At 63.3% G+C, this 22,322-nt stretch carries 19 protein-coding genes; 9 read left to right on the forward strand and 10 right to left on the reverse strand.

Going from position 1 to position 22,322, the window contains the following annotated elements:
• Positions 1-168 precede the first annotated feature (168 nt).
• A complete protein-coding gene (locus ACT6QG_RS11640) occupies positions 169-1,722 on the reverse strand; it encodes a hypothetical protein (RefSeq protein ID WP_444977727.1) in 1,554 nt (517 codons plus the stop codon).
• Between ACT6QG_RS11640 and ACT6QG_RS11645 the strand changes: the two genes are divergently transcribed.
• Positions 1,683-2,492, forward strand: coding sequence for a class I SAM-dependent methyltransferase (locus tag ACT6QG_RS11645; protein ID WP_444977728.1), 810 nt, complete (start codon positions 1,683-1,685; stop codon positions 2,490-2,492). The genes ACT6QG_RS11640 and ACT6QG_RS11645 overlap by 40 nt on opposite strands.
• A gap of 155 nt (positions 2,493-2,647) precedes the next feature.
• Here ACT6QG_RS11645 and ACT6QG_RS11650 read toward each other — a convergent pair whose 3' ends face one another.
• From ACT6QG_RS11650 to ACT6QG_RS11660, 3 genes are read right to left on the reverse strand one after another with little or no spacing between them, the layout of a single operon-like run.
• Positions 2,648-3,871 (reverse strand): MFS transporter, encoded by a 1,224-nt coding sequence (locus ACT6QG_RS11650; protein WP_444977729.1) that lies wholly within the window; start codon positions 3,869-3,871, stop codon positions 2,648-2,650.
• Complete coding sequence (locus ACT6QG_RS11655) at positions 3,868-4,035, reverse strand: hypothetical protein (RefSeq protein WP_444977730.1); 168 nt, start codon at positions 4,033-4,035, stop codon at positions 3,868-3,870. Before ACT6QG_RS11655 ends, ACT6QG_RS11650 begins: the two co-directional genes overlap by 4 nt.
• Entirely contained in the window at positions 4,032-5,225 is a 1,194-nt protein-coding gene (locus ACT6QG_RS11660) for a serine hydrolase domain-containing protein (RefSeq protein ID WP_444977731.1), read from the reverse strand. Before ACT6QG_RS11660 ends, ACT6QG_RS11655 begins: the two co-directional genes overlap by 4 nt.
• 123 nt (positions 5,226-5,348) lie before the next feature.
• Between ACT6QG_RS11660 and ACT6QG_RS11665 the strand changes: the two genes are divergently transcribed.
• The gene (locus tag ACT6QG_RS11665) at positions 5,349-6,275 is read left to right on the forward strand and encodes a LysR family transcriptional regulator (protein WP_444977732.1); all 927 of its coding nucleotides are present in this window, start codon (positions 5,349-5,351) and stop codon (positions 6,273-6,275) included.
• A gap of 324 nt (positions 6,276-6,599) precedes the next feature.
• Here the strand turns inward: ACT6QG_RS11665 and ACT6QG_RS11670 are convergent, their stop codons facing one another.
• Both ACT6QG_RS11670 and ACT6QG_RS11675 read right to left on the reverse strand, forming a co-directional pair.
• Complete coding sequence (locus ACT6QG_RS11670) at positions 6,600-7,619, reverse strand: TIM44-like domain-containing protein (protein WP_444977733.1); 1,020 nt, start codon at positions 7,617-7,619, stop codon at positions 6,600-6,602.
• Between the two features lie 243 nt (positions 7,620-7,862).
• Positions 7,863-8,570, reverse strand: coding sequence for a DUF1013 domain-containing protein (locus ACT6QG_RS11675; protein ID WP_444977734.1), 708 nt, complete (start codon positions 8,568-8,570; stop codon positions 7,863-7,865).
• 266 nt (positions 8,571-8,836) lie between these two features.
• Here ACT6QG_RS11675 and ispH point away from each other — a divergent pair, with 266 nt between their 5' ends.
• From ispH to ACT6QG_RS11695, 4 genes are all read left to right on the forward strand, one after another.
• Positions 8,837-9,802, forward strand: coding sequence for a 4-hydroxy-3-methylbut-2-enyl diphosphate reductase (gene ispH, locus ACT6QG_RS11680; protein WP_444977735.1), 966 nt, complete (start codon positions 8,837-8,839; stop codon positions 9,800-9,802).
• Between the two features lie 4 nt (positions 9,803-9,806).
• Positions 9,807-10,772: a homoserine kinase gene (locus ACT6QG_RS11685; protein WP_444977736.1), complete on the forward strand. Its 966-nt coding sequence runs from the start codon at positions 9,807-9,809 to the stop codon at positions 10,770-10,772.
• A complete protein-coding gene (rnhA, locus tag ACT6QG_RS11690) occupies positions 10,769-11,206 on the forward strand; it encodes a ribonuclease HI (RefSeq protein ID WP_444977737.1) in 438 nt (145 codons plus the stop codon). Before ACT6QG_RS11685 ends, rnhA begins: the two co-directional genes overlap by 4 nt.
• Positions 11,207-11,394: 188 nt before the next feature.
• A complete protein-coding gene (locus ACT6QG_RS11695; RefSeq protein WP_444977738.1) occupies positions 11,395-12,084 on the forward strand; it encodes a YceI family protein in 690 nt (229 codons plus the stop codon).
• A 121-nt stretch (positions 12,085-12,205) separates the two neighbouring features.
• On the opposite strand, the gene ACT6QG_RS11700 is transcribed toward ACT6QG_RS11695, so the two are convergent.
• The 3 genes from ACT6QG_RS11700 to chrA form a co-directional block, all read right to left on the reverse strand.
• Positions 12,206-13,279 carry a polyamine ABC transporter substrate-binding protein gene (locus ACT6QG_RS11700; protein ID WP_444977802.1) on the reverse strand — a complete coding sequence of 358 codons (1,074 nt, stop codon included), beginning with the start codon at positions 13,277-13,279 and terminating at the stop codon, positions 12,206-12,208.
• A gap of 221 nt (positions 13,280-13,500) precedes the next feature.
• Positions 13,501-13,842: a rhodanese-like domain-containing protein gene (locus tag ACT6QG_RS11705; RefSeq protein ID WP_444977739.1), complete on the reverse strand. Its 342-nt coding sequence runs from the start codon at positions 13,840-13,842 to the stop codon at positions 13,501-13,503.
• A gap of 76 nt (positions 13,843-13,918) precedes the next feature.
• Positions 13,919-15,145, reverse strand: a complete 1,227-nt coding sequence (chrA, locus tag ACT6QG_RS11710; RefSeq protein ID WP_444977740.1) for a chromate efflux transporter — start codon at positions 15,143-15,145, stop codon at positions 13,919-13,921.
• Between the two features lie 193 nt (positions 15,146-15,338).
• On the opposite strand from chrA, the gene meaB reads away from it, so the two are divergent.
• Positions 15,339-16,292 carry a methylmalonyl Co-A mutase-associated GTPase MeaB gene (meaB, locus tag ACT6QG_RS11715; protein ID WP_444977741.1) on the forward strand — a complete coding sequence of 318 codons (954 nt, stop codon included), beginning with the start codon at positions 15,339-15,341 and terminating at the stop codon, positions 16,290-16,292.
• 98 nt (positions 16,293-16,390) lie between these two features.
• Positions 16,391-17,608 carry a cell wall hydrolase gene (locus ACT6QG_RS11720; RefSeq protein ID WP_444977742.1) on the forward strand — a complete coding sequence of 406 codons (1,218 nt, stop codon included), beginning with the start codon at positions 16,391-16,393 and terminating at the stop codon, positions 17,606-17,608.
• A 132-nt stretch (positions 17,609-17,740) separates the two neighbouring features.
• On the opposite strand, the gene ACT6QG_RS11725 is transcribed toward ACT6QG_RS11720, so the two are convergent.
• Positions 17,741-20,026, reverse strand: coding sequence for an NADP-dependent malic enzyme (locus ACT6QG_RS11725; protein ID WP_444977743.1), 2,286 nt, complete (start codon positions 20,024-20,026; stop codon positions 17,741-17,743).
• Between the two features lie 183 nt (positions 20,027-20,209).
• Here ACT6QG_RS11725 and ACT6QG_RS11730 point away from each other — a divergent pair, with 183 nt between their 5' ends.
• Positions 20,210-22,273: an aq_1923 C-terminal domain gene (locus ACT6QG_RS11730; protein WP_444977744.1), complete on the forward strand. Its 2,064-nt coding sequence runs from the start codon at positions 20,210-20,212 to the stop codon at positions 22,271-22,273.
• Positions 22,274-22,322: the final 49 nt, after the last annotated feature.

The raw sequence follows: 22,322 nt of genomic DNA on the forward strand, positions 1-22,322 counted from the left end.
GATCCTGCCGAGGGTCTCCAATAGGCAGACGCAGTATTGACCGGTGTGGTCCCGCGTTTGGCAATCCACCACATGGCCTGCAGCACGGCGCGGCCGGCGGCCAGGATGCGGTGCGGAACATGGCTGGTCACCAGCCTGCCCCCCTGCATCCAGCTTGATGCCGAATGCTCAATCGCCAGACGTTCTCGCACCAGACATCCTCGCGCCATCTACAGCACCCACATATTTCACGATGACCTGCACGATGCGCTCGTCGTTCCAGCCGCGCAGCTGTTCCAGAAAGGCTGCGGGGAGCGAGCCGTCTTCGGCGAACTCCATTTGCAGCAGGTCAGGAATGTATTCATCCAGAGAGCTGGTTCCATCCGAGGCAACGCGCAGGGCCCGGTCCAGCTCGGCCCAGAAGGTTGCGCCCTGACGATATGCCAGATCCAGCGCGCGGGGCCTGTCCGTGGCAAAGAGTGTCTCGCTTCCGATGAATTGCTGTTCAACATTCCTGTCTGGATCAATGAAGCGCTGTGTCAGTTTTTCGGCCGCAACAGGATCGTGGATCGCACTTTGCATCGCCCGCAGCCCATAATACTGGGCAATGCTTTCATTGATCCACGCCGGCAGTGCGGGCCGTTCACCACGCCGGGCATCTGCCAGCTGATGGAACTGCTCGTGGGCGAGTATCATGAATGCCGTGGCCAGATGGTCGGGCGCATTCTCGTTTTCGCCGATCAGATAATTGGCGAGAAAGCTCCTGCTCCCGGCCGCCCCTCCGGCATGGCCATGCCGGGCATCGACACCGATCCAGACGACCAGCAATGACCGGTCACTCTCTGGCACCGGCGCATCGGCATAGACAATCTGCGTCAGGTCACGCAGCGCCCGGGCGTGCGACGGCATCAAGCCCAGACGATGCACGCGCGGCCAATCATCCGCCACATAGCGGATGGTGAAGTCACCAACCCGCTGCTCCTCGATTTCAGGCGTCCCCACCACGAAGAATTCCGGGGCATTGCTCTCAGCCGGGACTCTCCATCCTCCCGTCGCCGCGGGAGTGGCGCCGATCAGTCCTGTGCGCAGATCATTCGGCCGCAGGCTGCCTTGCCCCGGGCTGTCTTCCACCATGCGCAAGAGCGATGTCGGTTCGGAGAGCAGAACCCATGTCGACTGCGCCAGCGACATGGTGGTCTGGGCAGAAACATCGGCCGTGCCGTCTTGCATGGCCAGCGGTCTGACCGTCCAGCTCACATGCCGGCAGCCGGGCGGCACGATCCAGTGCCCCTCGCTATCCTTGACGAGCGGTGCCGCTTCTCCCGCACAGCGCGGCGATTCCACTTGCTCTTGAAGCCCCCAGGCCACACCGCGCGCGGCAAGCCTTCGGGCCGGGACACCCGGCGGAAGTGAGAATGTGATTTCCAGAGCGGATGCGTTGTCCCCTGTTTGCCGAACCGTGTATTCGCTCCCGGCATATGCCGTCGCCCCAGCACCCAGAAGGGCTGGAACGCACAGCGCCAATCGTAAAACCGATATGGCGGAGACATTCGCTTTCTTGCACATCTTCAGCATCACATAGATTTTCTGGGCAAAAAACTTCAACAGCCCGGCAAAATGGGGAAGGTTCATATAGCCGCCAGCCCCAGCCCTGTATGCTGGCACCCTCAGCCTCGCAAGCCAAGCAAAGCAAAGAGGAAGCCGTGTCGGACTTGATTCCACTCGAAGAAGGCCGCACCGCATTCGGAACAGACAGCCAAGGCTATCTAGATGCAAGGCCGGACTATCCGGCGCGCGTTTATGACATTCTGCGCGCTTGTAGCGCAGCTTCGCAAAACGCCCGGGTGTTCGAAATCGGGGCGGGAACCGGACAGGCGACCACACCACTGCTCGCCTTGGGCTGCAAGATGACCGCCATAGAGCCGGATGCGCGGCTCGCCACCTTGCTGGGCCATCGTTTGGAGGCATATGGCCCGGCATTGAGCGTCATACAATCCACCTTCGAGGAGGCTGTGCTGCCTGCCGCCAGTTTTGACCTCGGCATTGCCGCAATGGCCCTGCACTGGCTTCAGCCGGACCGCGCGCTGGCCAAGGTGTTTCAGCTTTTGCGGCCCGGTGGCTGGTGGGCCATGTGGTGGACTGTCTTTGGTGATCCGGATGACATGGATGCATTCCAGCGCCAAACCCAGTCACTTTTCCAGCCCTTGAGCCGCAGCCCCTCCCATGCCTCCAGCCGACCTTTCGCGCTCGACAAGGAGGCCCGGATGGCCGAGCTGCGTGCGGCGGGCTTCCAACATCCCGCCCATGAGGAAATCCGGTGGGCGCCGATACTGACAACGCGCCAGGTTGTCGGTCTGACAGCAACCTTCTCACCCGTTGCCCGCCTGCCGGAGGCAGAGCGCCGCCGCTTTCTGGCGGAGATTGAACGGATTGCTGATGTGGAGTTCGGCGGGCATGTTCGCCGAAAATTCGTCACATCAATCTATCTCGCCCGCAAGCCTGCGGTGGCGTAGCGGCAAGTGGAGAGCAGCGAGGCAGGCCACGCCCGCGAACAGCGAAACCAGACAACGGGCCTGTACCATATTGATGCCACGGCGCTGGACCCCGGCGGGCGGAATGCCGCCCCGGCCAATCCAGCAGCATACAGGACGGACAGGCCCGGTATCGTTTACGGGCATGCCTCCTTCTGCCGCTCAGCCATTGCCGGGCATGCGCCGTCCGTTCGTGCCGGGGCGGGGAAGCCATGCTGACGGGCGGCCCACACCACCACCAGCGTTGCCGCCAGCAATCCCAGCAGGGCCGGTGCGAATGCGCCGGCACCCAGCCGTTCGAGCAGCAGCCCCCCGACGATGCCGCCCCCGGCAATCGCCATGTTCCAGGCGGTGACCAGCATGGACTGCGCGATATCCGCAGCCTCTCCAGCCGTTTTGGCCAGTGCCGTCTGGAACAGGGTCGCCACGCCGCCAAATGCCAGCCCCCAGGCGGCCACCGCCACATACACCACAGCTGATGCATCGCCCGCCACACCGAGCGCCAGCGCGGCCAGCCCAAACACGACCGTGCAGGCAAGTGTCAGCGCACGCAGATATTGGTCAATCAGCACGCCGATGATCCAGATGCCCAGCAGGGATGCGATGCCGAACACCAGCAAGACCAGATCCGTTCGCTCCGCCATGCCCGCCGCCGAGAGGAATGGCGCGATATAGGTATAGAGAATGTTGTGCGCCAGCACGAAGGCCAGCACCACGAACAGCACCGGGCGCACGCCGGGCACGGTGAATACCTGCCCCGGAGACAGACGCCGGCCTGGTGCCTGCCCGGCAAAGTCCGGCAGGCAGATGCGCGCCCACACCATGAGCACCAGCGCGAGCACGCTCATGATGCCGAAGCACATCCGCCAGCCCACCAGATGGCCCAGAAAAGTCCCGGCCGGCACGCCCAGAGACAGCGCCAGTGGCGTGCCGACCATGGCAATGGCGATAGCCCGGCCCTTCTGATGTTCGGGCACCATGCGCGCGGCATAGCCCGCCAGCAGCGCCCACAACAGCCCGGCCGACACACCCGCCAGAAAGCGCGCCACCATGGTCAGGGCATAGCTGCCGGAAAACGTGGTGACGGTATTGGCGACAACAAAGCCCGCAATGGCCGCCAGCAGCAAGGGGCGGCGGCGCAGGCTTTGCGTGGCGGCGGTCAGCGGAATGGCCGCCACCAGTGAACCGATGGCATAGATGGTGACCGTCTGGCCAATCCAGGCCTCGGACACCGCCAGCCCCTGCGCCATCTGGGGCAGTATACCGGCCGGCAGCGCTTCGGTCAGGATGGTGATGAACGCGGCCATCGCCAATGCCAGCAGTGCGGCCCATGGCAGGCGGTTCTGGGAAACGGTGCTCATGATCTGCCCTCCCGCGCGGGCTGTGTGATGTCCGCCATGCAGGGGGCCGCCACCTGGCCGGGAAAGCTGCCGCATTCCACCAGACGATGGGCCCCGATCAGGCATGCCGCACCCAGCGGATGCAGCGCATGGGTGATACGTGTCCGTGGCGATGCCGCTGTCATGGCCGCACCTCCGGCACGCCATAGACCGCATCGCGCAGATCGGTGACGAAGCGGCCGCACATGCCCTCGTAAAGCGTGTTGGTGAAGGCGACCATGCTCAGGCCCTGCGCCCGGTCCACAAACCAGGAATGGCCGTAGGCCCCACCCCAGCGCCATGTCCCGACCGATTCCGGCGTCGCCGCGAGCCGGGGGTCGCGCAGCACCGAAAAACCCAGACCGAAGCCGAAACCCGGTGCATCGGGCAGGTCCCGCCCTCCGGTCTGGTCTCGGCCCATCTCGGCGGTGAGTGCGCCCGGAAGGAGCGAGCCGCCCCCCTGACGCAGGGTTTCCAGCAGGCGCAGGACATCCCCGGCCGTGCCCGCCATTCCCGCGCCTCCTGAAGGAAAGGCACGGGGATTGAAAATGCGCGCCGGACTGTAGGCAATGCCGATCGTCCCCTCGAAAGGCGGAACCCTCTCCCCCTCGGCCAACCGGTGTGGCTGTGGCGTATCATTGACATAGGCGGTGGCGACACGCTGGGGATCGGCGGTGAAAAAGCCGGTATCGGCCATGCCCAGAGGGCCAGTCACCAGCCGGTGCACGGCCTCATCCAGCGGCGTGCCATGGATGCGCGCGACCAGCGCGCCGAGCACGTCGGTTGCCAGCGAGTAGCCCCAGGCCGTGCCCGGTTCATAAAGCAGCGGCACATTGGCCAGACGGCGCAGATTCTCCTCCAGACTGATGCTGGAGGCATCCATGCCGTCCGAGATGCCGGCCCGCGCATAGGGGCCATCCGCATCAGCCTCAAGGAAACGGTAGCCAAGACCTGCCATATGGCTGAGCAACTGCCGTGCGGTAATACGCGCCGGCCTGCCATCGGCCAGCCGGGGCCGGAATTCGGGCAGCCAACGGGTGATATCGTCATCCAGCCCGAGCCGCCCCTGCGCCACCAGAACCAGCGCGGCTGTAGAAACGATGGGCTTGCTCACCGATGCCAGCCGAAACACCGTCTGCAGGGTCATTGGCTGGGCGCTTTCGCGGTCTGCGAAACCGGCGGCCTGCTGGTGGATCACCTCACCATCACGGGCGAGCAGGATGACGGCACCGACCAGACGCCGGCCCTCCAGTGCGCGCTGCACAACAGTCTGGATGCGGTCGGATAGGGGCGCGGGCGGTCTCCCCTGTCTCAGGAGGGCTATGGAACGCGTCATGGCAAGCGCCTCGAATACAATGGGCAATGCCTCGACGATAGAAACCCCTCGATTGAAGAAAAAGTAGGCTGGAGTTCCTTGATGTGCGGAATAAAATGTCCGCAATCATGAGGAGTGCGGATCATGGACAGCCTCAATGGCTTCGTGGTGTTCGTGCAGGTTGCAGAAACGCGCAGCTTCGTTGCCGCCGGCCGGCTGCTGGGCGTATCGGCCTCCGCCATTGGCAAGAGCGTGGCGCGGCTGGAAGAAAAGCTGGGGGTGCGCCTGTTCCATCGCAGCACACGCAGCGTCACCCTCACCGCCGAGGGCACGCTTTTTCTGGAGCGCTGCCGCCGTATCCTCGCCGAGATCGAGGCCGCGGAGCTGGAACTGTCGCAAGCCAGCGCCGCACCGCGCGGGCGCCTGCGGGTGAGCCTGCCGCTGGTGAGCTCGCTGGTGCTGCCGGTGCTCGGCGAATTCATGCGCGCCTACCCCGAGATCCAGCTGGATCTGGACTTCACCGACCGGATGGTCGATGTGGTCGAGGAGGGCTTCGATGCCGTGGTGCGTACGGGCGAGCCAGCCGACTCACGCCTCTCGGCCCGTCGTCTGGGCACCTTTCAGATACGGCTGGTGGCCTCGCCGGATTATCTCGCCCGCCGGGGCACCCCCGTGACGCCCGCCGATCTGAACCAGCACATCTGCCTGCACTATCGCTTTCCCAACAGCGGCAAGCTGGAGACATGGGCGCTGCGGCAAGCACCCGGCACGCCCGAATTGCAACTGCCCACCTCGATGATCTGCAACAATATCGAGACCCGCATGTGCTTTGCGCTGCAAGGTCTCGGAATTGCCTATCTGCCGGACTTCGCCATCCGCGAGCCATTGGCCGATGGCCGGCTGGTATCGATCCTGGCCGACCATGTGGAGCGCAATGGCGTGTTTCATGTGCTGTGGCCAGCGAGCAAGCATCCCTCGCCGAAGGTCCGGGCGCTGGTGGATTTCCTATCCGAGCGGGTGTTCCCGGCGATGCAGAGCAAGAGACCTGGCCCCGGAAATCCGCATATTTGAGATGGAGATGTGTCACCTCCCGCCTTCTTCGCCCTGCCCTCTTGAACAGCATTGGCGATGCCGGTCCGGGTGCGACCGATCCTTGCCATGATGGCTGTTTGCCATGTTGGCTTCCGGGAAGGGCCCCTTCTCCGGGAGCCCAGACGGAGTACGCGCGGGGACACCGGGTCAGCTCTTAAAAAGGATGAGTGGGCGCAAAACACGGATCCAAGCTCTGGATCGATTGAAGGCGCAATCGAGAGAACTCTCCGACGGAAGACCTGCTGAAACAAAAAAGCCCCTGCCGGATGGCAGGGGCCTTTTCAAAGAGCCGGACAGTTCCGATCACGCGCCCTGAATGGCGCTCAGTCGCCATGGACCGCGATTTTCACGCACGAAGGTCCACAGTTCCGTGCTCTCGCCCGGCTGCTGGTCACCCGAGACATATTGTCCGGTATTGCGATCCACCTTGCGGTCGAGGCTGGAGAAGCGGATGGCCACTGTCGCATAATCCAGCGGGCCCTCACGCCAGGCTTCGGCCAGATCACCCTGAAGCATCTGGACGCCGGAAACCTCGTTGCGCACGCCCTGCTCCGCATTGGCCCGCAGATCATCCGCGAAATAGGCGAAGACCTCATTCGTGGTGTGCTGCTTGAGCGTGCCCTGATCCTCGCGGCCATAGGCCGTCAGGATAGTGGAGAGCAGATTCTCGAAGCTGTCATAATCCTCGGCAGCAAGGCCGATTTCATCCGGCTTGCCGGAACGACGCGGTGCCGCGGCTGCCGGGGCCGGAGCATAGGCCGGACCACGTGCGGGGTTCGGCGCGGAATTTCCGCCACCCATACCAGCCCCCATACCTGCGCCCATGCCATTGCCCGTTCCGCCGCCGGGGAAACCGCCGCTCATGCGGCCCATGGCGTTTGCACCACCCGCGGCCGCCGGCTGCGGACGACGGAAGAAGCGGATGACGAGATAGACCACCAGCGCCAGCAACGCCCCCTGCACCAGCAGACCCAGCATGCCCGCCAGACCGCCGAAGCCACCGCCCATCAGCAGGCCGATGAGACCGCCGAGCATGAGGCCGCGCATCAGGCCACCAGCCAGACCGCCGCCGAACATGGAAGGACGCGCCTGCTGCGCACCCTGCGCCGCGCGATTCTGCGGCCCGGGCTGCGCCTGTGGCGTGGTGGAGCGCTGGATCGGCGCAGTCTGCGGCGCTGTGGTGGTGGAGGGCGGAGCCTGATAGGTGCGCGAACCACGGCTTCCGAATGAGCCGCCACGCCGCGCCTCCGCCTGATCCACCGCGACCAGAGTTACCGCGCTGACAATGGCGAACATCGCCAGAAACCACCTGCTGCGTCCCATACCGCTCCTCCATATGCGCCGTTCAGGCACCCTGACCCTACGGCAGTTCTCTGATTATATGGCCCATCACCCCGGCGATTGCGAGGCCAAATTTCAGAAAAACGCCCCTCAAGCCTGCCGACACCCACAGCCACATGCCTTCAAAAGGGCCAAAAACGGAAACGGACGCCCGAAGGCGTCCGCTGCATGCTCTTCTTCACCGCGTCTGGAAAACAGGCGGGGAGACGGATCAGGACAACCGGATCAGTCCTCCTGCTCCTCTTCCTCGCCCTTGCGGGAGCCGCCGAGCTTGGCGAACACGGTCTCCAGATCCAGCGAGGAGGCGCGGCCATGGCCGGCCTCTTCCTCGGCCGCATCCGCACCGGTGGTGAGATCGGTCGAGAGCAGGGTTTCGCCGCGTCCCTCTTCCGCCAGCGCGGCCGGGCGGTCCTTGGCGGAGCGCTGGACTTCCAGATCCAGATCGATCTGGCTGCACAGGCCCAGTGTCACCGGGTCCATCGGGGTCAAATGCGGGGAGTTCCAGTGGCTCCGGTCCCGGATCGACTGGATGGTGTTCTTGGTGGTGCCCACGAGGCGGATGATCTGTGCATCCTTCAGCTCGGGATGGCTGCGCAGCAGCCACAGAATGGCGTTCGGACGGTCCTGACGGCGGGAAACCGGCGTGTAGCGCGGGCCGCGACGCTTTTTCGTCTCCGGCAGGCGCACCTTGGATTCCAGAAGCTTCAGGCGACGGTTGGGGTCATTCTCCGCCCGGTCGATCTCATCGCGCGAGAGCTGGCCGGAGGAGATGGGGTCCAGCCCCTTGATTCCCTGTGCGACTTCACCATCGGCGATGCCCTTCACCTCAAGCGGGTGGAGTTTGCAGAAGTCACCGATCTGCTCGAATGTGAGCGCCGTGTTATCCACCAGCCAGACAGCAGTGGCCTTCGGCATCAAAGGTGTATTCGACATGTCAGCCTCTTCGGGCTTGAAGATGGAGACGCAGCGCGTCGCGGAAAGGTGCGTGCTTGCAGCGTCGCCCTCCCCCCGGAGGGCGGACCGCGCAAATCATCGCGATGTCCTGAATGGAATCAACATAATCGCCCTTGCCTTCACATGCAAATGCCGCCTTTGGCCTTTTATGAAGCAGGAAGAGGGGGCATTATGCATGGGGCTCGCTTGACACGCGCCGCCTGTCCGCCCCATCTGCCCACATGTCGCAACCGGATATTCGCGCCATGGACGCCGCCAAACCGCCTCTCCGCATCCTTCTGTGCGCCCCGCGCGGCTTCTGCGCCGGCGTGGTGCGCGCCATCGATGCCGTGGAAGAGGCGCTGCGCCGCTATGGCGCGCCTGTCTATGTGCGGCACGAGATCGTGCATAACAAGTTCGTGGTGGACAGCCTGAAGAAGAAGGGCGCCATCTTTGTGGAAGAGCTGGATGAAGTGCCGGACACCAATGCACCGGTCATCTTCTCCGCCCATGGCGTGCCCAAATCCGTGCCCGCCGATGCCGCCGAACGGCGCATGTTCGCCATCGACGCCACCTGCCCGCTCGTCACCAAGGTGCATCGCGAGGCGGAAATCCATCACCGCAAGGGGCGTCACATTCTGCTCATCGGCCATAATGGGCACCCCGAAGTGGTGGGCACCATGGGCCAGCTTCCCCCCGGCACCATCACGCTGGTGGAAACGCCGGAAGATGCGCGCACCATCAACCCGCCCGCATGCGATGATCTGGCCTATGTGACCCAGACCACCCTTTCCGTGGATGACACTGCGGAAATGGTCGAGATCCTGCGCTCCCGCTTCCCCAATCTGAGCGCCCCGCACAAGGAAGACATCTGCTACGCCACCACCAACCGGCAGGAGGCCGTGAAGCAGGTGGCCCCGCAGGTGGATGCCATGATCGTGGTGGGCGCACCCAATTCCTCCAACTCCCAGCGCCTGCGTGAAGCGGCGGAGCGGGCCGGATGCGACCGGGCGGTTCTGCTCCAGCGCGCCAGCGAGATCGACTGGACCGTGTTCTCCGGCATCACCACCCTTGGCATCACCGCCGGCGCCTCTGCCCCGGAAGTGCTGGTGGATGAAATCGTCTCCGCCTTCTCCGAGCGTTATGACACCGCGGTGGAGATTGCGACGACAGCCGAGGAGAAGGTCTTCTTCCCCCTGCCCCGTGCCCTGCGCTCAGACGCAGCGGAGTAAGACATTGGCCGTTTATACAGACCTCTCGGCCGCGCAGATCGCCGATTTTCTCGCCGATTATGACATTGGAGCCCTCACCTCCTTCCATGGCATTGCCGAAGGGGTGGAGAATTCCAATTTCCTGCTGCAGACAACGCAGGCCAGCTTCATTCTCACCCTCTATGAAAAGCGGGTGGAGCGTGATGACCTGCCTTTCTTCGTGGGGCTGATGCAGCATCTGGCGCAGCATGGCATTTCCTGCCCGCAGCCCGTGGCCACCCGCACGGGTGCAATGCTGGGCGAACTGGCCGGCCGGCCGGCCGCCATTGTCACCTTCCTGCCCGGCCTTTCTGTGCGCCGCCCCACCGCCCACCATTGCGCGGAACTGGGGCGCGGGCTGGCGCAGCTTCATCTGGCCGGGGCAGACTTCAGCGGCAGCCGGGCCAATGCCCTTTCCGTGCCGGGCTGGCGGGCGCTTGTGGACATGACCCTTGCACAGGCGGACGGTGTCTCCCCCGGCCTTTCCGCGACCCTGATGCAGAATCTCGATTTTCTGGAACATGCATGGCCCCGAGGACTGCCGGAAGGGGTGATCCATGCCGATCTTTTCCCGGACAATGCCTTCTTCCTGAATGATCATCTGTCCGGCATCATCGACTTCTACTTCGCCTGCACCGATTTTCTGGCCTATGACGTGGCAATCTGCCTGAATGCCTGGTGCTTCGAGGCGGATGGCGCGTTCAATATCACCAAGGGCCGCGCCTTGCTCGCGGCCTACCAGCAGCTGCGCCCCTTCACCACCGAAGAGGCCAATGCCCTGCCCGTTCTGGCGCGCGGTGCGGCACTGCGCTTTCTGCTGACCCGGCTGGTGGACTGGCTGAATGTGCCGCCCGGCGCGCTGGTGCGCCCGAAGGATCCGCTGGAATATCTGCGCAAGCTGCGCTTTCATCAGGCCGCAGATCATGCGCGGGATTATGGCCTCAACGCATGAAACAGGTTGAAATCTTTACCGATGGTGCCTGTTCGGGCAATCCCGGTCCGGGCGGCTGGGGGGCGTTGCTGCGCTTCGGGCCACATGAAAAGGACCTGAAGGGCGGCGAAGGTGAAACCACCAACAACCGCATGGAGCTGACCGCCGCCATCCGCGCGCTGGAAGCCCTCAAAGAGCCCTGTGCTGTCGATCTCCACACCGATAGCGAATATCTGCGCAATGGCGTGACCAAATGGATGCACGGCTGGAAGCGCAATGGCTGGCGCACCGCTGACAAGAAGCCCGTGAAAAACCAGGATCTGTGGGAAGCGCTGGATCTGGCCATCCAGCGCCACAAGATCGAGTGGCACTGGGTGAAAGGCCATGCCGGCCACCCGGAAAATGAGCGGGCTGATGAGCTGGCGCGCGAAGGCATGGCCCCCTTCAAGGCATGAGCCGGCCTGAAGGGTATGGGCGGGCCTGAGGAGCGGCATGCCCTGCCCTGCGGCATGCATGCCTTCTGTAATTCCTATGATCTTGCAAAATCGCAGGCTGCGTTTGCAGCTTCGCCCCTTTGTGGTCACGAATGGCTGTGCTTAGTATCGCGCAACACAGCGGATACAGACAGAACGGACCAGACAAGATGAATCCACGCCATATCCTTCCCGCAGCCCTCGTTGGAACGATTTCAACTTTCTCCGCCCTCGCCTTCACTGCGCCCGCCCTTGCGGAAGCGCCCGCCCAGGTCTCTGCGGGGAAGGTGAATGTGCCTGCGGGAACTTATGAGCTGGACCCGACCCATGCCGCGCTGCTGTGGTCCTTCCGGCACAATGGCATTTCCAACTATACGGGCCGCTTCGAGAAGGTTTCCGCGACGCTGAAGCTGGACCCGGCCAAGCTTTCGGAATCCTCCATCACCTTCACGGCAGATCCGCGCTCGGTTCAGGTGGCTTTCCCGGCAGACTACAAGGCCATGCACAAGGATAGCCCTTATGGGAGCTTCGCCGAGGATATCAGCCGCAACCCGGCTTATCTGAACGCCGACAAGTTCCCGCAGATTTCCTTCACCTCCACCAAGGTCGAGCCGACCAGCGCCACCACGGCGGATGTCACCGGCAACCTCACCTTCCTTGGCGTGACCAGGCCGGTGACGATGAAGGCCACCTTCCTCGGTGAAATCGAAAGCCATCCCTTCCTGAAGGTTCCCGCAGTGGGCTTTGCAGCCGAGGGCACCTTCAAGCGCTCCGATTTCGGGCAGGCCGAGAATTATGTGGGGGATGTGGTCACCATTCGCTTCGATGGTGAATTCGTCCAGCAGGTTGAGAAGAAGTGAGCCTTCCCCGCATTGAAGCGGGCTGGCAGCCCTTGTTCACCTGAAGAAAGCGGGGTGAAGCCAATGCCTCACCCCGTCCGGCCCGAAATTCTTCCGGCCCTTTGCCGCAGCGAGGCGGCTCTTACTTCCCGCGCTTGAAGTTGTTCCATGTCCGGGTAATGACCCGCTGAAGCTTGGGATCATTGGTCGTGACAAGGAACAGCTTGTCGAAGGTTTCCTGATCCGGATAAATGCCGGGATTGTCGAGAATGAACTTCTCGATATATTTCTTCGCCTCGGCATTTCCGCTGGCGTAGGAAATATAGTTGACATTCTTGGCCGCCACATCCGGGCGCATCATGTAATTGATGAAGGCGTGCGCCTCATCCGTATGCGCCGCATCATGCGGAATGGCGAAATTGTCGAACCACATGAGCGCCCCTTCCTTGGGGATCACATATTCGATGTTCACCGCCTCGGTGCCGGTCTTCTCCGCAGCCTCCTCGGCGCGGGTCTTGGCCTGGAACACATCCCCCGACCACCCCACGGCAAGGCAGATGTCGCCGCGGGCCAGAGCATTGATATAGCCGGATGAATCAAATTTCTTGATGGACGGGCGGATGGTTGCGAGCAGTTCACCCGCCTTCTGGATATCATCCGGGTTCTTGGAATCCGGGTCGAGCCCCAGATATTTCATGGCGGCGGGCACCAGCTCTTCCGGACTGTCCGGGACATAGACGCCGCAATCGGCCAGTTTCGAGAGGATTTCCGGCTTGAAGACAATATCCCATGTATTCATGGGCATGTCGCCAAGACGCGCCTTCACCTTGTCGACATTGTAGCCAATGCCGGTGGTGCCCCACATATAGTTGACCGAGAAGGTGTTGCCCGGATCATAGACCGCCAGACGCTCCTGAATTTCCGGCCACATATATTGGAGATTGGGCAGCTTCTCCTTGTCCAGCGGCAGGAAAACCCCGGCCTTGATCTGGCGCTGCATGAAGGAGCCCGTGGGCGCGACGACATCATAGCCGGTCTTTCCGGCCAGCAGCTTGGTCTCCAGCGCCTCGTTGCTGTCGAACACATCGTAGCGCACCTTGATGCCGGTTTCCTTGGTGAAGTTCTCCAGCACCTCCCGGTCGATATAGTCCGACCAGTTGAAGACATTGACCACCTTTTCCTGCGCCATGGCGGGCGCGAGTGACACGCCTCCCATCAAGGCGCCGACCCCCAGCCCCAGAACCAGCGCTGTCAACTTGTGCTGCATCCCTTCATCCTCTTTGCGAATGGCCGCGTCACACACAGCGCGCCAGAACCTGCATGGCAAAGGCAATGCGCCATTGCCCATTCTGCCCAAAGATACAGGCTCTATTCCAGAGGAATGATGACATGAGTGGCCCTGTCCCCATCAAGGATGAGGCAGGGCGGACAGCGCGATCAGCCCTGCTCGACAGGAAAGCCGGCTTCATTCCATGCAAGGATGCCGCCGGCCATATGCTCTTCCAGCGCCAGCCCCGCGGCCTGCGCGGCGGCGGCGGCCTTCTGAGAGCGCTGGCCCGAGCGGCAGGAAAACACGATGCGCCGGCCTTCCGCCTCCGGCAGGGCCTGCACCGAGAATGTGCTGAGGGGCACGGTGACAGCGCCGGGAATGCGGGCGGCCTTCACCTCATCCAGCTCGCGCACATCCACGAGCACGATTTCCCCCCTGGCCATGCCCTCTCGCACCTCTGCCGGGGTGAGATGGATGATGGTTCCGCCGAAGGGGTTCTGCTGGCTCATCTTTTCAACTTTCACAACAGGTAGACCTGAAAACCGCGCATGAATGTGCATCAGCCCTGAAGCGGGCGCAAGGGCATCACAACAACAACGCGCCGGCCACAGCACATCCACACACCACCAGAACCGGAGACAGGCGCAGGACAGAAAGTGCAATGTAAGCGGAAAGGACAATCGCTCCACTCGTCAGGGATGTCACCCCTTCCGGCAGGACGGGATCAACAAGCGCCGCGCCGAGCAGCCCCACCACGGCCGCATTCACACCAGCCAGAACACGCCGCACCGGCTTCATTCCGCGCAAGCTGGCCCAGAAGGGCAGCACCGCCGGTACCATCAGCAATGAGGGCAGGAAGATGCAGCCTGTCGCCAGAACGGCACCTGCAAGACCATCAGGCGGCAGCGACATCACCACCCCCAGAAACCCGGCAAAGGTGAACAATGGGCCGGGCATCGCCTGCGCAGCGGCATAGCCGGCCATGAAGGTTTCACGCGGAACCAGGCCAGCCTGCACGATTTCTGCATCCAGCAAGGGCAGAACCACATGCCCGCCACCAAACACCAATGCGCCGGTGCGATAGAAGGAACTGGCCAGATTCAGCGCGCGAGACTCCGTCATCGCGGCCAGGAGAGGCAGCACAATGAGCAGCCCTATCATGAGAGCCAGCAAGATCGCGCCGGTACGCCTTGAAATTTGGACCGGAAAATCATGCAGACCGGCGCTGGCCGAAGCGGGGGGTGGCGTCAGAAAACTGACAGCTACCCCGAAGGCGAGTGCCGCAAACTGGCCCGCCAGCCCTCCGAATGTGATAGCCAGCGCGGCAGCAGCAACAGCCATGAGCCGCGTGCGCCATTCCGGGCACAAATCCCGCGCCATTCCGAAAACGGCATGCGCCACTACCGCAACAGCAGCAGCGCGAAAGCCGGCCAGCCAGCTTCCTGTCGGTGCATTCTGCCCCACATCCAGCCCATAGGCAAAACCCACCATCAGTGCGGCGGAAGGCAGTGTAAATCCCAGGAAAGCAAGCAGAAGCCCTGCAAAGCCAGCCCGTGCCTGCCCCAGCGCCATACCGACCTGGCTGGATGTCGGCCCCGGCAGCAACTGGCACAGGGCCACCAGATCTGCATAGGATGCGTTGGACAGCCAGTTTCGACGGCTGACCAGTTCTTCCCGGAAATAGCCCAGATGCGCCGTTGGCCCGCCAAAGGCAGTACAGCCCAGCTTGAGAAAAACGAGAAAAACCTCCAGCGGCCTGCCATGCCTGCAAACGGCGCGCATCTGCGGCGCCCTCGCGCTTCCCTGCTCCACCGCCGCTCCTGTCCCTCACGCATGTCTGGACGCCCGCAAATCTGGCCGAGCCGCGTACAGAAGACAAGCAGAAGCGCACCATATATGGCAGAAGTTCAGAGGCCGGAAAGCATGGCCGCCGGCTCCACGCAATAGTGAATTGTTCCCTTAAAGCCGTATCCACTTCCCTCCAGAATGCTTTAGATTGCCATTCATGTCGCACGCTTCTTCTCCCCTCTTTGATCTGGAAACGCTGCGTTCCGGTGGCAAGCGCGCCGTTGCCAAGGCTCTGGCGGCGGTGGAAACCGCACGCGGCAGCTGTGCGCTTGTTGCGCTGCTGGATGAGGCCGCCCGCGCCGCCCGCGCCCATGTGCTGGGGCTCACCGGCCCGCCCGGGGTTGGCAAATCCACCCTCACCAATGCGCTGGTGCAACGCGCGCGCAAGGCGGGGCAGACGGTTGCCGTGCTGGCTGTGGACCCCTCATCGCGGCGCACCGGCGGAGCCCTGCTGGGAGACCGCGCCCGTATTCAGACAGACCCGGAAGACCGCGGCATTTTCGTGCGTTCCATGGCTGCGCGGGACAGGCTGGGCGGCCTTTCCGATGATGCCATCGCCGCCGTTGTTCTGCTGCGTGCGGTCTATGATCTGGTGATCGTGGAAACGGTCGGCGTCGGCCAGTCCGAGGCCGATATCTCGCTGGTGGCGGATACGGTGGTGCTGTGCATCCAGCCGGCCTCAGGCGACAGTCTCCAGTTCATGAAGGCCGGCGTGATGGAACTGCCGGACATCATCGTCGTCACCAAGGCCGATATGGCGGAGGTGGCGCGGCGTGCGGCCTCCGAGGTGGCGGGGGCCATTTCCCTTTCCGGCGGCTCGGAGGGGCATAGCCAGGGCTGGAAGGTTCCGGTCATCCGTCTTTCCGCCACCACCGGCGAGGGGCTGGATTCCTTCGATGAGGCCGTGCAGGCCCATCTCAGCCATGTGGAGGCCCACCAGATCCGTGCTCAGCGCCGGGTGGAGCAGGAAGAGCGCTGGGTGGAGGAAGCCATCAAGGTGCGCTTCGGCACCCATGGGCTGGCCCGCATGCGCCGAATGGCGCGCCCGCAGGGCGGCCCCTTCGCAAGGGAAGCAGAACTTGCGGCGGAATTAACCAGCAATCAAGAGTAAGTGGACAATGCTCTTGCCTGTTTCCGGCGGGCCACAGCCTGCCGGAAGGCTGGCAAAGGGCTCGGGTCATGGGTGTATCGCAAAAATGGCGGCCGGGATTGCCGGCACTGATCGCCGCATCGGTTCTGTGCGCCGCGCTTCCGGGTGTGGCGCTATCGCCCGCCATGGCAGGCGCTGCGGGCAATGATGCCTCGGCCCTTCCCCCATCCGGCACCGGGCGGGGCTTGACAGGGCCGCTGCTCTCTTCCCCCCTCGCCTCTTCCATGCGCGTGCTGGACGTGCCGACACTGGAGCTGCCCCAGCCGCTGGGTACGGGAAGCGGCATATCCGCCATAGATGGGCTAGCCACGGTGCAGAAGAGCCGCACCTTTGCCGCCTTGCCCGCCCCGGCCATTTTCGTCACCTCCGGCGCTTCAGGCAGCGCCAGCCCCACTCATGAGGGCGATGACACATCCGCCCTGCGCAATCTGGCCTTTGATCTGGTTCTCGAACTGCCCGGCCTCACCGCCGATGGCGCGGACCTTGCCGCCACCTATGGGGCACTGGCGGCGCGCCTTGGGGGCACTCTGCCCTATGGTTCCGCCCTCTCCTTTGCGGGAGAAGAGGAAACCATGACGGGTGTTCTCCCCGATGGAGACGACTTTCTTCTGCAGGGACTGGCCCCGGGTGAGAATGCGCCGGAACAGCCCGCCCTGCATCATGATCCGGTTGCCATTTTCAACACCAGTCCGGACGTGTTTCCCCCCATGGCCTTCGAATATGAGGTGCTCGCCGGGCAGGGTGTGGTGCCCCTTCCCCTGCTGCAACCCGCCGCCACGCCAGAGCTGACCCATACCTCAACCCATAGCGATGAGCCGGAAGGCATCTGGCCCTCCCCCGCCCAGCGGCTGGAACTGAAGGGCGCCGGGCTGAAAAAGGCACAGAAATGCCTCGCCGAGGCGGTCTATTTTGAAAGCCGGGGCGAGCCCAGGCGCGGGCAGATCGCGGTGGCGCAGGTGGTCATCAACCGCGCTTTCTCCGGCTATTATCCGTCAGACATTTGCGGCGTCGTCTACCAGAATGCACACCAGAAGCTGGCCTGTCAGTTCACCTTCGCATGTGATGATGTGAAGGATGTGGTGCGCGAACCGCAGATGTGGACACAGGCCAACGAGATTGCGGCAGACATGCTGGACGGCAAGCTCTGGCTCGATACGGTGGGCCGGGCCACGCATTACCACGCCCATTGGGTGCATCCGGCATGGGTGGGTGAAATGCGCAAGCTCGATCGCATTGGCGTACACACCTTCTACCGCCCGCTGAACTGGAAGAGCTGATCTTCCCGTCATCCCGCGCAGGACGCCAAGCTGGCATCAGGGGCGTGAAGCCCAAAAGAAAAGGCGGTGAGACCATGTCTCACCGCCTTCATCATTTTCCGGCCACACCGAAGCGTGGCCGGTATCGTGTCATCAGCCTTCGAGGGTCTGGGCCTCGACCACGGCCACTGCGGTCATGTTGGCGACGCCGCGGGCGGTGGTGGTGGGGCTGAGAATGTGGGCAGGCTTTGCCGTGCCCATCAGGATGGGGCCGACCGGCAGGGCATCACCCAGCACCTTCAGCATGTTGTAGGCGATATCCGCGGCATCCAGATCCGGCATCACCAGCACATTGGCCGCACCTGTCAGATAGGAACCCGGCAAGGCGCGGTTGCGGATTTCCTCCACCAGAGCGGCATCGGCCTGCATCTCGCCATCCACTTCCAGGCCCGGAGCACGATCCCGCACAATACGCAGCGCTTCACGCATCCGCTTGGCGGAAGCCGTCTCATGGCTGCCGAAATTGGAGTGGGAGAGCAGCGCCACACGCGGCTCAAGGCCAAGGCGACGCACATGGGTGGAGGCCAGAATGGTCATCTCCGCCAGGTCTTCCGGCGAGGGCTCGGACTGGATCTGCGTATCGCAGATGAAGAAGCTGCCCTTCTGGGTGATGAGCAGGGAGAGAGCGGCAAGCTGGCTGACACCCGGCGCACGGCCGATAATGTCGCGCACATGGCGCATATGGCGGGTGAAGCGCCCTTCAATGCCGCACAGCATCGCATCCGCCTCACCGCGCTGCAGGGCCAGCGCCGCGATGACGGTGGTGTTGGTACGCACCAGCGTGCGCGCCGCTTCCGGCGTGATGCCACGGCGGCCGGCCACTTCCAGATAGGTGCGCACATAGTGGCGGTAGCGCGGATCATCCTCGGGATTGATCAGCTCGAAATCGACATCCGGGCGGATGGACAGGCCGAAGCGCTTGATGCGGTTTTCCACCACATTGGGGCGCGCCACGACGATGGGATGGGCGATGCCCTCTTCCACCACGGCCTGCACCGCGCGCAGCACGCGCTCGTCCTCGCCCTCGGCATAGATGACGCGCTTCTTGTCCTGCTTCGCACGGGCGAACAGGGGGCGCATGATGAAGGACGAGCGGAACATGAACTCGTCCAGCTTCGCGACATAGGCATCCATGTCGGTGATTGGACGGGTGGCGACGCCAGTTTCCATCGCCGCCTTCGCCACGGCCGGGGCGATACGCATGATGAGGCGCGGATCGAACGGCGAGGGAATGAGGGAATCGGGACCAAAGCGGCGGGCCTCGCCGCCATAGGCGCGGGCCACCACGTCAGACGGCGTTTCGCGGGCAAGGGCGGCAATGGCCTCCACCGCCGCCATCTTCATCTCGGCATTGATATCGGTTGCCCCGACATCCAGCGCGCCACGGAAAATATAGGGGAAGCACAGAACGTTGTTCACCTGGTTCGGATAGTCCGAACGGCCGGTACAGATCAGTGCATCCGGGCGCACCTCGCGGGCGACTTCCGGCATGATTTCCGGGGTGGGGTTGGCCAGCGCGAGGATGAGCGGGTTGGGCGCCATCTTCTTCACCATGTCGGCGCTCAGCGCACCGGCAGCCGAAAGGCCGAGGAAGATGTGGGCGCCGTCAATCACCTCATCAAGCGTGCGCTTGTCGGTCTTCTGGGCGAACTTGGCCTTGTAGGGGTCCATCGACTCGTTGCGGCCCTCATGGATGAGGCCCTTGAGGTCGCAGACCCAGATGTTTTCCTTCTTCGCGCCAAGGGTCACCAGCAGGTTGAGGCAGGCCAGGGCCGCCGCGCCCGCGCCGGAGGCGACGATCTTCACCTCATCGATCTTGCGGCCACCCAGCTCCAGCGCATTGCGGACAGCGGCGCTGACGATGATGGCGGTGCCGTGCTGGTCATCATGGAAGACCGGGATCTTCATCTTCTCGCGAAGCTGGCGCTCCACCTCGAAGCATTCCGGGGCCTTGATGTCTTCCAGATTGATGCCGCCGAAGGTGGGCTCCAGCGCGCTGATCACATCCACCATGCGCTCGACACTGTTGGCGTCGATTTCAATGTCGAACACATCGATATTGGCGAATTTCTTGAACAGGACGGCCTTGCCTTCCATCACCGGCTTGCCGGCCAGCGGGCCGATATTGCCCAGGCCAAGCACGGCGGTGCCGTTGGAAATCACAGCCACCAGATTGGCGCGGGAGGTCAGCTCCGCAGCCTGCATGGGGTCCGCCTCGATCGCCTCGCAGGCGGCGGCCACACCGGGGGAATAGGCAAGGGCAAGATCGCGCTGGTTGCCGAGCGGCTTGGTCGCCTGGATCTCCAGCTTCCCCGGACGCGGATGCCGGTGGTAATAGAGTGCTCCAGAACGGAGGTCATCAGAGATATTGGACGCCATTGCCTTTGCCAACCTTCCTGTATGTGCGCGATCCCATCTGCGCGATTTTCTTGCGCGGTCAGGCGAAATCATCCGAAACTAGCCGCCACGGACCGTTATGTCACTGTCTTGGATGAAGATTCAGTTATATGGCACGGAAGGGGCGAAGATTGCCCTGTCCACAGTCTGGTTGAGGCCTTTTGGATGAAAAAAGCAGGTATTGGCATCGTCATCATCGTGGTGGTGGCGGTTCTGGGGGGCTTCGGCTTCCAGGCATGGCTCAAGAGCAAGGTCCAAACCGAGACGGAGCAAAGCTTTGCAGCTCTGCGTGCCAGCGGTGTGGATGCCCGTTTTTCCAGCACGGATGTCTCTCTGCTCAGCCAGAAAGTGACGATTTCGGGGGTCCGTATCTCCTCCGAAAATGGCGACTCCGTTCTGGATATCGAGAAGCTGGTCCTGCGAATCAGCACCGCTCCTTCCGGCGAGCGGATGCAGGCGGACGAGATGGACTTTTCCGGCGTGCGGATGACCCTGAAGGGGGCCCCGGCCGGCGGTGGGCAGATCGTCTACATCATCCCCGACATGGACGTGATCGGCTATGAAGGCCCGATGAACCTGCTGCCGTCAGACCAGCATGGCGGCCCATATGCGGCCCTGCGTCTGGGCCTGCGCCAGTTCGCCACCCTGAAGGCGGATGAGGTGCGCATTCCGCAGGCCACCGTCACCATCACCCCGGCTCCGGACGATGAAGCCTCATCCCGCTCGGAAGTGACCTATCGCGACATCGCGCTGGACCAGATCGCCACGGGCAAGGTGCGCAAGCTTTCCATCGCGGAAGCACGCTTCAGGCTGGAGGCGCCAGCCCCGGCCGAACAGAACGAGGCCACCACCGCCACGGATGTGGACAAGCCCGGCCCGGTGACGACGACCGGCGAGATCCGGGACATCATCATTCATGAGATCGACAGCGCACCGGTTCTGGCGGCCACCGCACCTGCCGCGGAGGCTGGCACCGATGCGAAGGACACAGCTCCCGCCACCCTGACGGATGAGCCCTACCAGCGCATTTTCCGCCAGCTTGAAACCGGGCCGCATCTTGTCGCCTCCCCGGATTCAACCAGCAAGGGCGCCTCGACCCTGATCGAGGATTTCGGCATTCGCCCGGCGGCCTTTGCCCCCGAGCGCATCGCCACCCTGAATGCGCTCAACCTGTCCAGCCCGAGCATCTCCCTTGAGGATGCCCAGCGCGCGCTGGGGCTGACAGTGGACGTGCTTCAGGCCGTGCAGGTCAAGAGCATCAGGGTCAGCGAGTCGACCTCGCAGGAAAAGGACGCCACCACCAGCATGTCCCTTCTCCTGGCAGAAGACATCTCCAATGGCATCATCACCAAGCTGGAGATGAAGGATGCCGAGGTGCGCGACCAGGACGGGCAGACCCGTTTCGGCCGCTTCGCCATCAACCGGCTGGACCTGCCGGCCCTCGCCCGCTTCAGCGAGGCCGCCAATGAATCCCTGCCCGATGCCTCGCTGCTGCTGTTCCGCATCATTTCGGGCTTTGAAATCGAAGACGCCTCCGTACCGGGCGATGTCTCCAGCAGTGGCAAGGGCGGCCCGATCACCGTTGGCCGCATGGCACTGACATGGGGTGAACTTCTCGGCGATGCCCCGACCAGGCTGGAACTGGTCATCACCGACATCTCCGGCCCCATTTCGGCGCAGGATGAGATGCCCTTCAACCTGCTCGCCAGCACCGGCATGACGCGGGCCAAGGTCAGCCTTCTGCTGAAGATGAACTATGACCAGGCCAGCCAGACCCTCTCCATTGCCCCCGCCGAGAGCGACCTTGATGGCGCGCTCAAGATGCAGCTGAACGCCCGGCTGGAGAATGTGGCCAAGGAAATCTTCACCGAGGAAGGGGCGATGGAAGAGTCCCTGATGAATATCACCATCGGCCCGGTTTCACTGTCTGTCACCAATCAGGGGCTGGCGCAGCTTCTGCTGAAGGAACAGGCGCGGGCGGCCGGCGTGAGCGAGGAGGAGTATCGCGAGCAGGTGATCGCCCTGTTGACGGCGCTCGCCCCCGCCCTCAGCGACGCACCCGAAACCGCACAGGTTCTGGAATCGGTGATCGCCTTCATCAAGGATCCGAAGACCCTCACTCTCACCGCAACCCCCAAGGGCGCGGTGTCACTCATCGATCTGGTGTACAGCGAGAACCGGGAAACCGCGCTGAAGGACTTCACCATCAGCGCCACCACCTCTCCCTGAGCGGGGTGGCTCCAGACAGAAAAGGCCGGTGCGTGAAAAGCGCACCGGC

It is taken from the genome of Haloleucobacter ellipsoideus (assembly GCF_052491725.1).

Bases quoted from the DNA above. Each gene is read 5' to 3' on its own strand.
- ACT6QG_RS11640 (WP_444977727.1), bottom strand. From the start codon at position 1,722: ATGCGGTGCGGCCTTCTTCGAGTGGAATCAAGTCCGACACGGCTTCCT.
- ACT6QG_RS11650 (WP_444977729.1), bottom strand. From the start codon at position 3,871: ATGAGCACCGTTTCCCAGAACCGCCTGCCATGGGCCGCACTGCTGGCA.
- ACT6QG_RS11655 (WP_444977730.1), bottom strand. From the start codon at position 4,035: ATGACAGCGGCATCGCCACGGACACGTATCACCCATGCGCTGCATCCG.
- ACT6QG_RS11660 (WP_444977731.1), bottom strand. From the start codon at position 5,225: ATGACGCGTTCCATAGCCCTCCTGAGACAGGGGAGACCGCCCGCGCCC.
- ACT6QG_RS11665 (WP_444977732.1), top strand. From the start codon at position 5,349: ATGGACAGCCTCAATGGCTTCGTGGTGTTCGTGCAGGTTGCAGAAACG.
- ACT6QG_RS11670 (WP_444977733.1), bottom strand. From the start codon at position 7,619: ATGGGACGCAGCAGGTGGTTTCTGGCGATGTTCGCCATTGTCAGCGCG.
- ACT6QG_RS11675 (WP_444977734.1), bottom strand. From the start codon at position 8,570: ATGTCGAATACACCTTTGATGCCGAAGGCCACTGCTGTCTGGCTGGTG.
- ispH (WP_444977735.1), top strand. From the start codon at position 8,837: ATGGACGCCGCCAAACCGCCTCTCCGCATCCTTCTGTGCGCCCCGCGC.
- rnhA (WP_444977737.1), top strand. From the start codon at position 10,769: ATGAAACAGGTTGAAATCTTTACCGATGGTGCCTGTTCGGGCAATCCC.
- ACT6QG_RS11695 (WP_444977738.1), top strand. From the start codon at position 11,395: ATGAATCCACGCCATATCCTTCCCGCAGCCCTCGTTGGAACGATTTCA.
- ACT6QG_RS11700 (WP_444977802.1), bottom strand. From the start codon at position 13,279: ATGGGAGGCGTGTCACTCGCGCCCGCCATGGCGCAGGAAAAGGTGGTC.
- ACT6QG_RS11705 (WP_444977739.1), bottom strand. From the start codon at position 13,842: ATGAGCCAGCAGAACCCCTTCGGCGGAACCATCATCCATCTCACCCCG.
- meaB (WP_444977741.1), top strand. From the start codon at position 15,339: ATGTCGCACGCTTCTTCTCCCCTCTTTGATCTGGAAACGCTGCGTTCC.
- ACT6QG_RS11725 (WP_444977743.1), bottom strand. From the start codon at position 20,026: ATGGCGTCCAATATCTCTGATGACCTCCGTTCTGGAGCACTCTATTAC.
- ACT6QG_RS11730 (WP_444977744.1), top strand. From the start codon at position 20,210: ATGAAAAAAGCAGGTATTGGCATCGTCATCATCGTGGTGGTGGCGGTT.